Source organism: Leisingera sp. ABM4_103, assembly GCF_056158685.1.
Genome location: NZ_JBSWTU010000007.1, coordinates 145277 through 160692 on the forward strand (window position 1 = coordinate 145277; position 15416 = coordinate 160692).

At 59.4% G+C, this 15416-nt stretch carries 8 protein-coding genes and 5 pseudogenes; 10 read left to right on the forward strand and 3 right to left on the reverse strand.

Going from position 1 to position 15416, the window contains the following annotated elements; all coding sequences use genetic code 11:
- Positions 1-137: 137 nt before the first annotated feature.
- Together ACXAED_RS23025 and ACXAED_RS23030 are read left to right on the forward strand one after the other, a co-directional pair.
- Positions 138-917, forward strand: a pseudogene (locus tag ACXAED_RS23025) (IS110 family RNA-guided transposase); the annotation flags it as partial.
- A gap of 316 nt (positions 918-1233) precedes the next feature.
- A pseudogene (locus ACXAED_RS23030) lies at positions 1234-1365 on the forward strand (IS5/IS1182 family transposase); the annotation flags it as partial.
- 267 nt (positions 1366-1632) lie between these two features.
- On the opposite strand, the pseudogene ACXAED_RS23035 reads toward ACXAED_RS23030, so the two are convergent.
- Positions 1633-2191, reverse strand: a pseudogene (locus ACXAED_RS23035) (transposase).
- 667 nt (positions 2192-2858) lie between these two features.
- On the opposite strand from ACXAED_RS23035, the gene ACXAED_RS23040 reads away from it, so the two are divergent.
- From ACXAED_RS23040 to ACXAED_RS23070, 7 genes are all read left to right on the forward strand, one after another.
- Positions 2859-3830, forward strand: a complete 972-nt coding sequence (locus ACXAED_RS23040) for a 2-hydroxyacid dehydrogenase (RefSeq protein ID WP_475053937.1) — start codon at positions 2859-2861, stop codon at positions 3828-3830.
- A complete protein-coding gene (locus ACXAED_RS23045) occupies positions 3830-6496 on the forward strand; it encodes a phosphoenolpyruvate carboxylase (RefSeq protein ID WP_475053938.1) in 2667 nt (888 codons plus the stop codon). Before ACXAED_RS23040 ends, ACXAED_RS23045 begins: the two co-directional genes overlap by 1 nt.
- A 13-nt stretch (positions 6497-6509) precedes the next feature.
- Complete coding sequence (glyA, locus tag ACXAED_RS23050; RefSeq protein ID WP_475053940.1) at positions 6510-7796, forward strand: serine hydroxymethyltransferase; 1287 nt, start codon at positions 6510-6512, stop codon at positions 7794-7796.
- A gap of 116 nt (positions 7797-7912) precedes the next feature.
- The gene (locus ACXAED_RS23055; RefSeq protein ID WP_475053942.1) at positions 7913-9484 is read left to right on the forward strand and encodes a Re/Si-specific NAD(P)(+) transhydrogenase subunit alpha; all 1572 of its coding nucleotides are present in this window, start codon (positions 7913-7915) and stop codon (positions 9482-9484) included.
- Positions 9485-9499: 15 nt separating this feature from the next.
- A complete protein-coding gene (locus tag ACXAED_RS23060) occupies positions 9500-10939 on the forward strand; it encodes an NAD(P)(+) transhydrogenase (Re/Si-specific) subunit beta (RefSeq protein ID WP_475053945.1) in 1440 nt (479 codons plus the stop codon).
- A 695-nt stretch (positions 10940-11634) separates the two neighbouring features.
- Complete coding sequence (locus ACXAED_RS23065; protein WP_475053948.1) at positions 11635-12111, forward strand: DUF6505 family protein; 477 nt, start codon at positions 11635-11637, stop codon at positions 12109-12111.
- Between the two features lie 156 nt (positions 12112-12267).
- Entirely contained in the window at positions 12268-12648 is a 381-nt protein-coding gene (locus ACXAED_RS23070; protein WP_475053950.1) for a transposase, read from the forward strand.
- 254 nt (positions 12649-12902) lie between these two features.
- Here the strand turns inward: ACXAED_RS23070 and ACXAED_RS23075 are convergent.
- Positions 12903-12980 (reverse strand): annotated as a pseudogene (locus ACXAED_RS23075) (integrase core domain-containing protein); the annotation flags it as partial.
- A gap of 64 nt (positions 12981-13044) precedes the next feature.
- Here ACXAED_RS23075 and ACXAED_RS23080 point away from each other — a divergent pair.
- Entirely contained in the window at positions 13045-14076 is a 1032-nt protein-coding gene (locus tag ACXAED_RS23080; RefSeq protein WP_475053953.1) for an IS110 family RNA-guided transposase, read from the forward strand.
- Between the two features lie 257 nt (positions 14077-14333).
- Here ACXAED_RS23080 and ACXAED_RS23085 read toward each other — a convergent pair.
- Positions 14334-15326, reverse strand: a pseudogene (locus ACXAED_RS23085) (IS3 family transposase); the annotation flags it as partial.
- Positions 15327-15416: the final 90 nt, after the last annotated feature.

Here is a 15416-nt window from a genome sequence, read left to right on the forward strand (position 1 = left end):
TGGCTCCTCCGCTGGTCAAACAACCGCAGAGGTTCGGCCGAAAGTAATGCGGAGCAAAGCCATCGATTAGCGGCAGAAAGGTGGGGAATTCATGCGCCTGTCCCACGTTCCTCCGCATTATGGCCACCTGATGATAAATCAAGCGGCAAAAAAATGACGCGGCGGACGCTGAAGCAATCTGCGAGGCGGCGCAGAGACCGAATATGCGCCTCGTGCCGGTGAAGAGCGAGGAAACGCAAGGGGCGGCCAGCGTCTTCCGCGTCCGAGAATTGCTCATCCGGCAGCGCACCCAGGCCATCAACGCGCTCCGCGGACACCTCGCCGAGTACGGCTGGGTCGTGCCACAGGGTGCGACGAATGCCCGGCGCCTGGTCGCCCTTGTCGCAGACGAGGCCTCGGGCCTGCCCGCCACGGCGCGGGCCTCCCTGACGGTCCTGACTGCAACGCTTGCCCAGCTCGACGGGCAGATCGAGACCTTGGATGCCGAGATCGACCGGCGCGCCAAGACGGATAAGATTGCCCGGCGCCTGATGACGATCCCCGGCATCGGCCCGTTGATCGCCACGGCCATCGCCACTCTGGCTCCGCCACCGGAAGCTTTCCGGAAGGGGCGAGACTTCGCGGCATGGCTCGGCCTCACGCCGCGGCAGCACTCGACAGGCGGAAAGCAGAGGCTCGGCGCCACGACAAAGATGGGCGAGCGCTCTTTGCGCCGGTTGCTGATCATCGGCGCCAACAGCGTTATCATCAAGCGGCACTGCCACGCTTCGGCGCGCCCGGGCACGTGGTTGGCGGGAATGCTGGAGCGGAAGCCGACGATGCTGGTCCGGGTCGCCCTCGCCAACAAAATGGCGCGGATCGTCTGGGCGCTGATGAAGAGCGGAGAGATCTACCGGGCTCCGGCCATGGCGGCGTAAGGTCCGCCAGCGGTCGCGAGGTCGACGGAGCGGAGGAGGGCTGAGAGCAGCTTGGCGCAACGGTCGTGAGAGGGGGTCGGCAGAACCAGAGTGCAACAGAGTGCCATCGAGCACGCGGCTTTGATTTGGTTCCGACCCGCGAACACCATGCGGGCCCGCGGCATGACGATGGCCGCATCACGAGGCCGGATACATGTCAGCACCCGACACCGCGCCAAATTGCTCAAAAACCCTCTTGCGCAAGGGGCGGTTATACATGTTGCACAAATCGGCTTGGGGATTCACTGCGTGAATCCAGTGTGTTAGCTGAAACAGCATGAGCAGTTGGGCCCCTACGAAGTACAAGACCAGGAACTGGCCTTCTTACAACACAGCACTAAAGCAGCGCAGATCACTTTCGATTTGGTTTGATCCCGAGATGGTCTGGGAGCCGCTGCCGAGCGGCAAACTACCTTGGCTCGCGGTATGATGACCTTATACCGCGATTATTTAGCGTTCTAAGTTCACAGTTGACATGGGACGCCCCATTGCAGAAGGCCTTTTCTTGGGACACAGCGCCCCTTGGCCGGTATGAGATCCGCGGGTCTGGGTCAAAACATCAAACCGAGCTCGAAACTCACCATGTGACACTGATTTCCCCGACCCCGACCTGACCGATCGATTTCATACAAACTTAAGCTTCTCCCGCATTTTCGAGGCGGCACCTCTGGTTCTGTCAATTTGCCAGAAGCGGTACTCCGCAAAACTCTTCGTTTTTCGTGATCATGACCCACAGCATGCGCGCAATCTTGTTCGCAAGCGCGATGGCTGCCAGCATGCGAGGCTTGCGGGCCAGGATGCGCCCGAGCCATGAGTTCTCGGCAGGCGGCCGGACCTCGGCCCCGGAAATCACTGCCATCGCACCGATGATCAACAAGCGTCGGATGTCACGCTGCCCAGATTTGCTGGTGCGCCCAAGCCTTTGCTTGCCACCGCTAGAGTGTTGTCGTGGTACGAGGCCCAGCCAGGCCGAGAAGTCGCGACCCTGCCGGAACGTCTCCATACGCTTTGACAAACTTTGGCGCGATCAGGCGCACCTCGTGGCCCAAGACCGTCAAGCTGCGCGCCCAGTAATGAGCAGTCGCGCATGCTTCCATCGCCACGCGGCATTTGGGATGCGACTGCATGAACTCAAGGAACTGTTTGCGCGACAGCTTCTTGCGAAACACAACCTCACCTTTGGCCGTTGCGCAGTGCAACTGTAAGCCCTGCTTGGCCAGGTCAACTCCGATGATCGAGACTTCCTAAATAGCTAAATCCTCCTGATCCTATCCGGACCACAGTGGCACAAGTGCCGTCAGGAGGGGCTACCCAACCCATCATCAAAGCCATCCAGAACTGATCGCGCTTAGCGAACCCAGCTCAATGACATAGGCTGGACGTCTCCCGAGGCGTTCAGTTGGTGAGTCGTCTAAAGAGGCTGTTTGTCGGATAGACTACCGAGCCCAGTCTTGAAAGTGCGTTTTTTTTCGAAAATTGCCAAGCACTGACAATCAAGCCAAAATGTCCAATTGGCGCAAAGATTATTCTAAAGTTCAGACAAAAAGTCCCGAAAGACACAATGCATGCTAGGCGGATCGGACAAAACTTCAAAAGTATGCTTGTAGCCCACTGTATACATTTAATAATTCGTTTGACAAGTCAAGTTGGGATGCGCCTCTTTATTGCTGAAACAGGCTAGCGCAGGACCATTCAGAGCACCGCAAAGGGCGATTGCGGCATTGAGGAAACCACGGTGTATGGAGGGGTAAAACAAATGACCGTACGAGCATTTGGCATACAGGCCTATCGCGAGCGAGACTGAATGAGTCACCACCTGACTTCGAATTGGCTCCATTTCCGCAGCCCACTTAGGGCAATAACGGGGAACCAATCCTGCAAATATAAAATAAGGAAAATGACATGAAACGATTCAGAGTTTTGGTAACCCGCCGCTGGCCCGCTGCCGTGGAGGCACGGCTGTCTGAAACCTTTGATACAGTATTAAATACAAAAGATAAGCCTCTGAGTGAAGAGGAATTGCGCGACGCGCTGAAGTCATACGATGCGATTTTACCGACCGTGACCGACAAAATCTCACATAAGGTTCTGGACGTCGATAAACCCCGGGCAGGTATCTTGGGCAACTATGGAGTGGGATACTCAAATATTGATATCCAAAAAGCGGCAGAACGCGGACTTGTTGTTACGAATACGCCGGATGTCTTAAGCGAATGTACCGCTGACATCGCGATGACACTGCTCCTTATGGTGGCACGTCGTGCGGGAGAAGGAGAAAGGGAGTTGCGCAGCGGCCAATGGTCTGGTTGGCGTCCCACCCATCTGATTGGAAGCAAGGTGTCTGGAAAGACGTTAGGGATCGTTGGATTTGGTCGCATCGGCCAGGAGATGGCTAGGCGTGCCCATCTAGGGTTTGGAATGAAGATCCTTGTCCAGGATCGCTTGAAAGTTTCTCCCGAGACTTTGTCCCGCTTCAATGCAACTCAAGTCGACTCGCTGGAAGAACTGGCGCCCCAATGTGACTTTATTTCATTGCATTGCCCGGGTGGGTCTGAAAACTGGAGACTAATTAACACGCGCATCCTGAATCTCATGAAAAAAGACTCTTTCATAATAAATACCGCTCGCGGTGAGGTGGTAGATGAAAAAGCTCTTTCTAGGGCCTTGATTTGCGAACAAATCGGTGGTGCGGGATTGGATGTGTTTGAATACGAGCCGATTATCCACCCTACGCTAATGGAGTGCGAAAATTTAGTTATGCTCCCGCACTTAGGCAGTGCGACGCGCGAAACTCGCGAAGCAATGGGATTTCGTGTCTTTGAGAACCTCATAGACTTTTTCGAAGGCCGCCCCCCACGGGATCAGGTGAATTAATGGAGAAAAGCTCTGAAGTCCTAACAGCCGCTTCCGAAAAATCTGGGCATCCCGCGCACTTGCAGAAAGAGCTGGAGGCAATTTGGCTCGATGTTTTGCATCAGCGCGCACCAGAAATCGCCTCACATATACACAACAAAAAACATGTGGTTATCACAGATGAATGCCGAGAAACAGACTACTTTCAAGCTCTTCTTATTTGGTTCCAACTGCAGAAGATACTGGAAGAATACGCAGTAACACGAGAACGTAGATTGGTTGAAATCCAGGATGGACCGGAAATCGTAGAAGGCAGTTTTGCTCGCACGCTAAACCAGGCCAACGAATTTACCAAGCTCGAGCGGTTGAAACAGGCGGCTAGCCAGCTATTCATCGCCCCGACACTGACTGCGCACCCGACCGAGGCCAAACGCGTCACCATCCTGGAAATCCATCGCCGTATCTACCGAGGGCTGGTTTCTCTGGAGATCAAGCGGTGGTCTCCGCGTGAACGTGCAGATCTGTTGGAGGAATTGCGCTCGGAAATCGACCTTTTATGGATGACTGGCGAACTACGCCGGGACCGGCCCAGCCTGCAGGACGAAATCCAATGGGGGCTGCAGTTCTTTCGCGACAGCCTGTACGACGCGGTGCCGGAACTTTTCGAACGCTACTTCGCAGCTGTCGCTCCCCACCTAAATGGCACGTCAGGTGAGCTTTGCCTCAAGTTCCATTCCTGGATAGGCGGTGATCGGGACGGCAATCCAAATGTAACAGCTGATGTCACCGATCACGCCCTCAAGGAAAATCGCAAAGCTATCTTTAAGCGGTATCAAGAGGTACTGACCACTGCTTGTGAGCGGATCTCTATTTCCGCAGCGGTTTTGTCGCTGCCAAGCAACTCATTGAAGCAACTGGCGGCGATAACTGCGACCTCTCCTGTTAAGGTAGAACTTGAAGCCCGAAACCCAAGTGAAGTTTTCCGACAAGCAATGGCCGCAATCCTAGCGCGGATCAAGGCCACGGCCGCTGAAGAAACCGGTGCTTACAAACGTTTGGGTGATTTCGTCACCGATCTGACGGAAGTTGAAGCGGCGCTTGAGGAAATCGGTGCCCTCCGCCTGGCGGCCCGTTATGTGCGCCCGATCCGCTGGAAGGCCGATGTCTTCGGCTTCCGCACGGTGACGCTGGATATCAGGCAAAATTCAGAGGTTATAAACAACGCAATAGCTGAAGTTTGGGCTCAGTTTGACAATGCCCCAGTACCCGGTACCGGGAGCGAGGCGTGGTCAAAACGCTTACGATGTGAACTTGCTTTTTCGAAGCTATACGGGGTCGATACAACAAAGTTGACGGGAACCTCGCAGGAGGTATTCAAAGTTCTAAGAGTAATGAAGGACACTCTTCAAGGGATTGATCCTGAGGCGATGGGCCCCTTCATCCTGTCGATGACCCGCTCCACCGATGATCTGCTGGGGGTCTACCTGCTGGCGCGCTATGCGGGCTTTGGTGCCGAGAAGGCTGCGCTCAAGGTGGTGCCGCTGTTTGAAACCATCGGCGACCTTCGTGCCGCCCCTGGCATTCTCGACGGCCTCTTGGACGTGCCCTTCGCCCGCCGTTCGCTGAAATCCAGCGACAACCGGATCGAGGTGATGCTGGGGTACTCGGACAGCAACAAGGACGGCGGCTACTTCTGCTCCACCTGGGAGCTTGAGAAGGCGCAGCGCCTCATCACCCGCACACTGGCGGCGCACCGGATGAAGCCGGTGTTTTTTCACGGCCGCGGCGGCTCGGTCTCCCGCGGCGGAGCGCCCGCCGAACGGGCGATTGCCGCCCAGCCCGCGGGCACCATCGCAGGCCGGATGCGGATCACCGAACAGGGAGAGGTGGTCAGCTCGAAATATGCCAACCGCGGCACGGCTTTGCACCAGCTTGAACTGATGGCGTCGTCGGTGCTGCGCCACTCGCTGCAGGACGATACGCCGCCGGTGAACCCCGAGTTCGATGACGCCTTCGAGGCGCTGGCGGGCATGTCCCAGGCAGCTTACTCCAATCTGCTGAATGCGCCGGGGTTCCTGGATTACTTTCAGCAGGCGAGCCCGGTGGAAGAGCTGGCCATGCTCAAGATCGGCTCGCGCCCCGCACGCCGCTTCGGGGCGGGGTCGCTGGATGATCTGCGCGCAATCCCCTGGGTGTTCGCCTGGTCGCAGAACCGACACATGATCACCGGCTGGTACGGTTTCGGGTCCGCGGTTGCAAGCTTCCGCAAGTTCCGCGGGGCCCGCGGGGAAGCGGTCCTGCAGGACATGTTCAGCAATTCGCCGCTGTTCCGCCTGGTGGTGGACGAGGTCGAAAAAACCCTTCTGCAGAGCGACATGGAGATTGCTGCCGATTACGCAACTCTGGTGCAGGACACGGAAATCCGCGACCGTATCTTTGGAGCCATCCGCAAGGAATACCAGCTGTCCTGTGACGCAATCGCCTTCCTGACCGGCGACAGCAGCCTGTCGCAGCGGTTCCCGCGCCTGCGCGCCCGCTTCGGCCGGGTGGAGAACATGCTGCGCGAAATTCACAAAACCCAGGTGCGCCTCCTGCGCGAAGAGCGCGCCCGGAAATCTTCAACAGTGCCGGTGCCGCTGATGCAGTCGATGAACTGCGTCGCTGCGGGCCTCGGCTGGACCGGATAGACAGGAGCCCCGAATGTCCAAAGATCTGTTTTTCACCCAAGCGCTGTCTGAGCGCGATCCTGAACTGTTCGGCGCGATCACGGCCGAGCTGGGCCGCCAGCGCGATGAGATCGAGCTGATCGCCTCCGAGAACATCGTCTCCGCCGCGGTGATGGAAGCGCAGGGCTCGGTGCTGACAAACAAATACGCCGAAGGCTACCCGGGGCGCCGCTACTACGGCGGCTGCCAGTATGTCGACGTTGCCGAGAACCTGGCCATCGACCGCGCCAAGCAGCTGTTCGGCTGTGAATACGCCAACGTGCAGCCGAACTCCGGCAGCCAGGCCAACCAGGGCGTGTTCCAGGCGCTGATCCAGCCCGGCGACACCATCCTCGGCATGGACCTCGCCTCCGGCGGCCACCTGACCCACGGCGCCGCGCCGAACCAGTCGGGCAAGTGGTTCAACGCAGTGCATTACGGCGTGCGCGAAAGCGACAACCTGATCGACTACGACCAGATCCAGGCACTGGCAAACGAGCACCAGCCGAAACTGATCATCGCCGGCGGCTCCGCCATCCCGCGCCAGATCGACTTTGCCAGGTTCCGTGAGATCGCCGACAGCGTCGGCGCCTATTTCATGGTCGACATGGCCCATATCGCAGGCCTGATCGCCGCCGGGGAGCACCCCTCGCCGTTCCCGCACGCGCATGTGGCGACCACCACCACCCACAAGACCCTGCGCGGCCCCCGCGGCGGCATGATCGTGACCAACGACGAGGCCATCGCCAAGAAGGTGAACTCGGCGATCTTCCCCGGCATCCAGGGCGGCCCGCTGATGCATGTGATCGCAGGCAAGGCGGCGGCCTTCGGCGAGGCGCTGAAGCCGGAGTTCAAAGCCTACCAGAAGCAGGTCAAGGCGAACGCGGCAGCGCTGGCGGACCAGCTGATCAAGGGCGGCCTGGACATCGTCACCGGCGGCACCGACACCCACGTGATGCTGGTCGACCTGCGCCCCAAGGGCGTCACCGGCAACATTGCAGACAAAGCCCTCGGCCGCGCCCATATCACCACCAACAAGAACGGCATTCCGTTCGACCCGGAAAAGCCGACCGTGACCTCGGGCCTGCGCCTCGGCACCCCGGCCGGCACCACCCGCGGCTTCGGCGAGGCGGAGTTCCGCCAGATCGCCGACCTGATCATCGAGGTGATCGACGGGCTGGCGGCCAACGGCGAAGAAGGCAACGCCGACGTGGAAGCCGCGGTGCGCGCCAAGGTTGCGGACCTCTGCGCCCGCTTCCCGCTGTACCCGAACAGGTGCTGAGATATCAGGTCTTCAGCGTCAATTGTTCAACTAGAAAAAAATCCCGTTGGCGATTGTTTATTCCGTGATGCGGTTTTTTTCGCGGATGTGGCAATGAGACAAAGAAAGGAAAGATATTGAAGATAGGAACACCAAAAGAAACTTTTCCGGGTGAGAACCGGATTGCGATGACGCCGGAGTCTGCGGCGCAGCTGCAGAAGCTGGGGTATGATTGCGCGATCGAGAGCAGTGCCGGGGCGGCGGCGGGGTTTTCCGATGCCGCCTATGAGGCCGCGGGCGTCGAGATCATCAAGACCCCAGCGGCGCTGTGGGAAGCCTGCGACATCGTCGCCAAGGTGCGCCAGCCGGACGAGACCGAGCTGAAGCGGCTGACCAAGGGTAAGACGCTGATCTCCTTCTTCAACCCGGCCGGGAACGAAGCGGGGATGGAGGCGGCCAAGGCCAAGGGCGCCAATGTGATCGCCATGGAAATGGTGCCGCGGATCTCCCGCGCGCAGAAGATGGATGCGCTGAGCTCGATGGCCAATATCGCGGGCTACCGCGCGGTGATCGAGGCGGGCAACAACTTCGGCCGTTTCTTCACCGGCCAGATCACCGCCGCGGGCAAGGTGCCTCCCGCTAAAGTTCTGGTGGTTGGCGCCGGCGTTGCGGGCCTCGCCGCCATCGGCACCTCGACCTCTCTGGGCGCCGTCACCTATGCCTTCGACGTGCGCCCGGAAGTGGCCGAGCAGGTGGAATTGATGGGCGCCGAGTTCGTCTATCTCGATTTCGAGGAGGAGCAGCAGGACGGCGCCGCCACCGGCGGCTATGCGGCGGTCTCCTCGCCGGAATTCCGCGAAGCGCAGCTCGCCAAGTTCCGCGAGCTGGCGCCGGAGATGGACATCGTCATCACCACCGCGCTGATCCCCAACCGCGAGGCGCCCAAGCTGTGGACCGAGGATATGGTCGCAGCAATGAAGCCGGGTTCGGTGATCGTCGACCTGGCTGCCGAGCGCGGCGGCAACGTCGAAGGCACCGTGAAGGACGAAAAGGTGGTGACCGGCAATGGCGTCACCATCATCGGCTATACAGATTTCCCGTCCCGGATGGCGGCCCAGTCCTCGTCGCTTTACGCCACCAACATCCGCCACATGATGGCCGACCTGACGCCGGAGAAAGACGGCCAGGTCAACCACAACATGGAAGACGACGTGATCCGCGGTGCGACCGTGACGTTTGAGGGCGAGATCACCTTCCCGCCGCCGCCGCCCAAGGTGCAGGCGATCGCGGCCCAGAAAAAGCCCGAGGTGAAGAAGCTGACGGCGGAAGAAAAACGCGCCGCCGAGGCCGCCGCCTTCAAGGCGCAGACCAAGAGCCAGCTTGCGATGCTGGCAGGCGGCGGCGCGATTCTGCTGCTGGTCGGGCTGTTCGCGCCGATCAGCTTCATGCAGCATTTCATCGTCTTTGCGCTGGCCTGTTTCGTAGGCTTCCAGGTGATCTGGGGCGTTGCGCACTCGTTGCACACGCCGCTGATGGCGGTCACCAACGCGATCTCCTCAATCATCATCCTGGGCGCGCTGATGCAGATCGGATCGGGCAACTGGCTGGTGATCCTGCTGGCGGCGCTCAGCGTCTTCATGGCCGGGATCAACATCTTCGGCGGTTTCCTCGTCACCCGGCGCATGCTCGCCATGTTCCAGAAATCTTAAAGAGGGGCCGAACAAATGGATTACGGTTTCACCACAGCCGCCTATGTCGTTGCGGCTGTTCTTTTCATCCTGAGCCTCGGCGGCCTGTCGAACCAGGAAAGCGCCAAACGCGCGGTCTGGTACGGCATCGCCGGCATGGGGCTGGCGGTCTTAGCCACCCTCATCGGCCCCGGTTCCGGCCTGTGGCTGCTGTCGCTGCTGCTGATCGCGGGCGGCGGGATCATCGGCACCTATGTCGCCAAGAAAGTGCAGATGACCGAGATGCCGCAGCTGGTGGCGGCGATGCACTCGCTGGTCGGCCTCGCGGCGGTCTTTGTCGGCTTCATCGCCCACTTCGAAATCGGCAATGTGGCGGCCGCCGCGGCGGTGGGCAGCACCGAAGAGCTCGGCACCTTTGCCAAGCTGATCGCCAAGAAAACCCCGGCAGAGATCTCTTTCTTGCGGGTGGAGCTCTTCCTCGGCATCTTCATCGGCGCCATCACCTTCACCGGCTCGGTGATTGCCTTTGGCAAGCTGGCGGGCAAGGTCACCTCGGCGGCGACCAAGCTGCCGGGCGGGCACGCCCTGAACGCCGGTGCCGCGGCGCTCTCCTTCATCTGCCTGATCTGGTACTTCAACTCGGGCGGCTTCCTGCCGCTGTTCGTGATGACGCTGGCGGCGCTGTTCATCGGCTACCACCTGATCATGGGCATCGGCGGCGCCGACATGCCGGTGGTGGTGTCGATGCTGAACAGCTACTCGGGCTGGGCCGCGGCGGCGATCGGCTTCTCGCTTGGCAATGACTTGCTGATCGTGGTCGGCGCGCTTGTGGGCTCCTCCGGTGCGATCCTCAGCTACATCATGTGCAAGGCGATGAACCGGTCGTTTGTCAGCGTGATTCTGGGCGGCTTCGGCGGCACCACCGGCCCTGCGATGGAAGTGGAAGGCGAGCAGATCGCCATCGACGCCGACGGTGTTGCCACCGCGCTGGAGGAAGCTGACAGCGTCATCATCATCCCCGGCTACGGCATGGCGGTGGCGCAGGCGCAGCAGAACGTCGCCGAGCTGACCCGGCGCCTGCGGGCCAAGGGCAAGGAGGTGCGCTTCGCCATCCACCCGGTGGCAGGCCGCCTGCCGGGCCACATGAACGTGCTCCTGGCCGAGGCCAAGGTTCCTTATGACATCGTGATGGAGATGGACGAGATCAACGACGATTTCCCGCAGACGGATGTGGCGATCGTGATCGGCTCCAACGACATCGTGAACCCTGCGGCGCAGGAGGATCCGAACTCTCCGATCGCGGGCATGCCGGTTCTGGAGTGCTGGAAGGCGAAACAGGTGTTCGTTTCCAAGCGCGGCCAGGGCACGGGCTATTCCGGCATCGAGAACCCGCTGTTCTTCAAGGAAAACACCCGCATGTTCTACGGCGACGCCAAGCAAAGCCTCGACACGCTGCTAAGTCTCTCCGCCGCCTGACACTGTAGACTTAGATCCGACAGGCGCCTTTCCCGAGGCGCCTGTTTTCTGTCTGCAGAATTTCACCACAGAGGTCTACGGCAATTTTGAGATGCTAAGCAAAATACCTGTCGGTCAAATGTACAAAACAGTTGGGCCAAACTGGCTTCAAACCATCTGTCGGCAGCGTCGGAGACAGCTACGAATGCGAGATGACGAAGCGACAAAAGCCTATGTCGCAGGGAGAACTGCGGAGGGAAAAACACGACGCGAGATCGTCCGCTGTCTCCAACGCTACATCGTGCGTGAAATCTATCGCGAACTCTGCATCCTTCCAACTAGGCCGACGAGCGCTTGACAAACATAGGAGCATCAATGCTCAAGCCAAGACAATTAACGACATGAAAATACCGAATTCTACTGTTGCCACGTGTCGTGGCGCAACTCCGTAGCTGAGGAATAAGCAACACCCGCACACGGTGCGGTTTCTCAAATTAATCTATTCCCGTACCCGGCACGCCTTGAAATGAATCACATATTTGGAACAGGCAACCACATATGTATGTATTTGTCCTACTGGCAGGGGAAGGTCAAAGAATACCGCGTTAAGGAATTATATGGCTTTTCCGACAGTTTACTCGAAAAGATCGTCATTCTTTGCGTGATACCCACAACACAGAAACAACTCCACTTACGGAACCTCCGGAGGAAATATCATGAAACTGGCCCGCTCAATCCACCTCGACGAAAGCGATCGTCGCGTTTACGCATGTCCTGCGCGTACGGGTGAGTGGTGTATTTCCGGAGGGTTCGAGTTCTCTAATTGGACGTCAGAAGAACTTACTGGCAAAGCAAGGCAAGCATTCACCAACGGCTGGTTCGGTTTGGAGACCACCGGGCGGGCTACACTGGTTGCGGTAGCACAAATAGAAGAGGCAGAACTTGATGTTTTGACCACTTTACTTTCTAAGCATTTTTTGGATTGCTACGGTGCTCCGTCGACTAGTGCAGCACGCGCGGTCGCCAAGGTGGAAATTGCGCAGATGATCGATCTTTGCAAGGATCACGATGCGAATACAATTCTCACGGTTACCCGCGAGTTGACAGTTTCAGGTGTACGTGAAATTTTCCGGACAATAACCCCCGCCAAGGCAGCGTTCAGCCAGATAGCGATCAGCAACGGACGAGAGTAGCAAGCACCAAAACACCTCGACCTGCGAATCCATTGGTGCCACTTTTATTTAGCCGAGTAGTCCTCAAACTATCGGTAAAAATCGGTTTTCGCCGTATCCCTAGGCTCTGGGTTTCTGTAACGGGGACGTCTTAGTCAAACGGCCTAGGCAGTAAAATTGATCCGCCAAAGCGGTCTCACCGGTCCTATTGTAGCCCATCCTGCTTTCTGCCGCCGCTTCCAGAACCGAAGGCATCTCGCCTCCTACTTGGGCCTCGCACCGAGCCACTACGCCAGCGGTGATCTCTCACGCGATCAGGGCATTAGCAAAGCTGGCAACAAGCCGGCGCGGGTGATGACGGTCGAACTCGCCTGGTGCTGGCTCCGATACCAGCCGCAGAGCCAGCTCGCACTGTGGTATCGTCGGCGGTTCGCCGGGCAGTCCGGACGGTCTGGCAAGGTGGGCATCGTCGCACTGGCGCGGAAGCTGGCCATCGCGCTTTGGCGGTTCGTCGAAGACGGCCTTGTGCCGACCGGTGCCAGGTTGAAGACCGAGTGATTCAGAATTCGGCCACCGACGGGTGACCGGAAGCCGGAACGTTGACCGTGCGTAGAGAGGGCGCTTCAGACGCCGCGTTGTAGTTTGGTCCCGTCCCGGCAGACGTGCATTTGGCCACCATGAATTGGGATCGTGGTTCGGGAGCTGTCCCGACCGAATACAAGTCGAGGCGCCAGGCGCGCCGCCGCCAGCACATGCACGAGGATACGAACCGGAGGGCAGAACAGAAGCTTGACACTTAAGATATCATACAAGTCTCTACGCCAAGCCTCCAACTTTTCGGCTGCATCTTCAAGGCTCATGAACCAGTGCGCGTTCAGATGGCGTAATCGGGGCTCAGTCTCCGGAATCGCCGGTAGTCTTCTTGCCGGTAAGTCCACAACCGGGAGAACGACCATGACCAGAGTTTTGTATGTGGGCCTCGACGTCTCACTCGAGATGACCAGCATCTGTGTTGTCGATGCCGAGGGCGGAATGATCCTTGAGGCAAAGGCGGTTTCGGACCCTGCCGACATTGGCGAAGTGCTGGCTGGTATTGACGGCACCTTCGAGCGGGTTGGTTTCGAGGCCGGGCCATTGTCGCAGTGGCTTTTCAATGGCCTCACAAGCGCCGGACTGCCCGCCGTCTGCATAGAAGCGCGGCACGCCAAGGCCGCGATGGTGGCCATGAATCGCAACAAAAACGACCGCAATGACGCCCGCTCTCTGGCGCAGCTTATCCGCTCAGGCTGGTTCAAGGCCGTCCACGTGAAGTCGACTGATAGCCAGGAGATGCGCACGCTCCTGATGTCGCGCGAGTTCTTCGTCAATAAGCTGCGCGACCACGAGAACGAGATCCGCGGCTTGCTGCGTCCGTTCGCCCTGAAGGTCGGGCGCGTCGCCTCGCGAGACTTCGACACCCGGGTTCGCGGGCTCGTCGAGGGGTATCCGAACCTTGAACTCTGCATGTCCGCATTGCTTCGCGGGCGCGCCGAGATGCAGGCGCAACTGGCTGAACTCCACCGGGCCCTCTTGCGCCTCACGGCGAACGACGAACTCTGCCGCCGGTTCATGACCATTCCCGGCGTCGGTCCGGTCACGGCGCTGGCATTCAAGGCGACAATCGATGACCCGGGCCGCTTCCGCCGCTCGAGCGATGTCGGAGCGCACCTCGGGCTGACACCCCGACAATATCAGTCGGGCGAAACGGACGTCCGTGGTCGCATCTCCAGGTCGGGGGATGCATTCACCCGGACGGCGCTGTTCACCGCGGCCCACGTCATGCTCACCCGTTCCCGGCAGTGGACCTCGATCCAAGCCTGGGGCTTGAGGATCGCAAAGCGAAGCAGCCTGAAGAAAGCGAAGATCGCCGTGGCCCGCAAGCTTGCCGTCGTGATGCATCGCATGTGGCGCGATGATGCCCCGTTCCATTGGGGAGCTGCCGCATGATCTGATCCCGAAGCCGGCGCGCCAGCTCGCCAGTGCTTCGGAAAGGGTCCCGTCAGGGACGGGGATGAGGCGAAGGCCGCACGAGTGCCTGGTGCTGCATCTGCGCGCAATCACGCAAGCCCGCCGTTTAGCATGGTCCGCCTCACCTTCGACCGCCAACATGAGGCGCGCCCTACGACGGGCCGACCGCGGACAGAAGCATGACCCAATGACGGAACCAAACCCGACCGCACTTGACGAACACGCCCCGATTACAGAAGGCACTCCGCCCGGAACCGGCCATTGAACGCCTCGATGAAGGCGTTGTCGGTAGGTTTGCCCGGACGGGAGAAGTCCAATGTCACGTCGTTGGCATAGGCCCAAAGGTCCATATCCTTGGAGATGAACTCGCTGCCCTGGTCAACACGGATGGTGGCTGGGTAGCCGGTGCGCTTGCATACTTGCTCAAGCGTCGCGACCACGTCCTCCCCGCGATATGTGAACCGAGCATCAAGCACCGGGACATAGCGTGAGAAGGTGTCGACGACCGTCAGAACCCGAATTTTCCGGCCTGTCGCCAGCTGATCATGAACGAAGTCCCTTCCGGCAGATTGCGCCTGCGCAATCGCCTTTCGGGCAGCGCATAGCCCAGACGTCATTGGGGCTGACAGCCTCCTTGCGGTCATCCCGCAGCTTGGCCTTCACCCGGCGCTTGGGTGTCTTGTTCCGAAGCTGCATGCCCAACTCCTTGTAAATGCGATAGGTCTTCTTGGCGTTGATCTCCCAGCCCTCCCGGCGCAGCAGCACATGCACACGCCTGTAGCCGAAGCGCACGCGCGTCTGGCAAATCTCCCGTATCCGCTGTTCCAAAGCGGCCTGCCCAGGCCGGCGGGATTTGTAGCGATAGGTTCTCGGATCGAACCGGATCACCTCGCAGGCCCGGCGGATCGACACCTGCCAATCCGCCCGCATCCCGTCGACCAGCGTCCTTTTCCGGGCAGGCCTCAAAGCTTTCGCTTAATGACGTCCTGCAGCATTTCCTTGTCGAGCGCGAGATCCGCGACGATCTTCTTCAGGCGCGCGTTCTCCTGCTCGAGTTCCCTGAGCCGTTTCATCTCGGATGGCATCAGGCCAGCATATTTTTTCTTCCAGTTGAAAAATGTCGCCGTGCTGATCCCGGCCTTGCGGCAGACCTCGGCCACCGAGGTGCCGTCCTCCGCCTGCTTGATGATGAACGCCTTCTGCGCGTCCGTGAACTTCGATGCCTTCATGCGTTTCCGCTCCTCTCCCAGCCAGGGATTCTCTGCGGAAAACTCTAATCAAAAACGGGGGCGTTTTCGGGGATCACATCAAACCCTGAA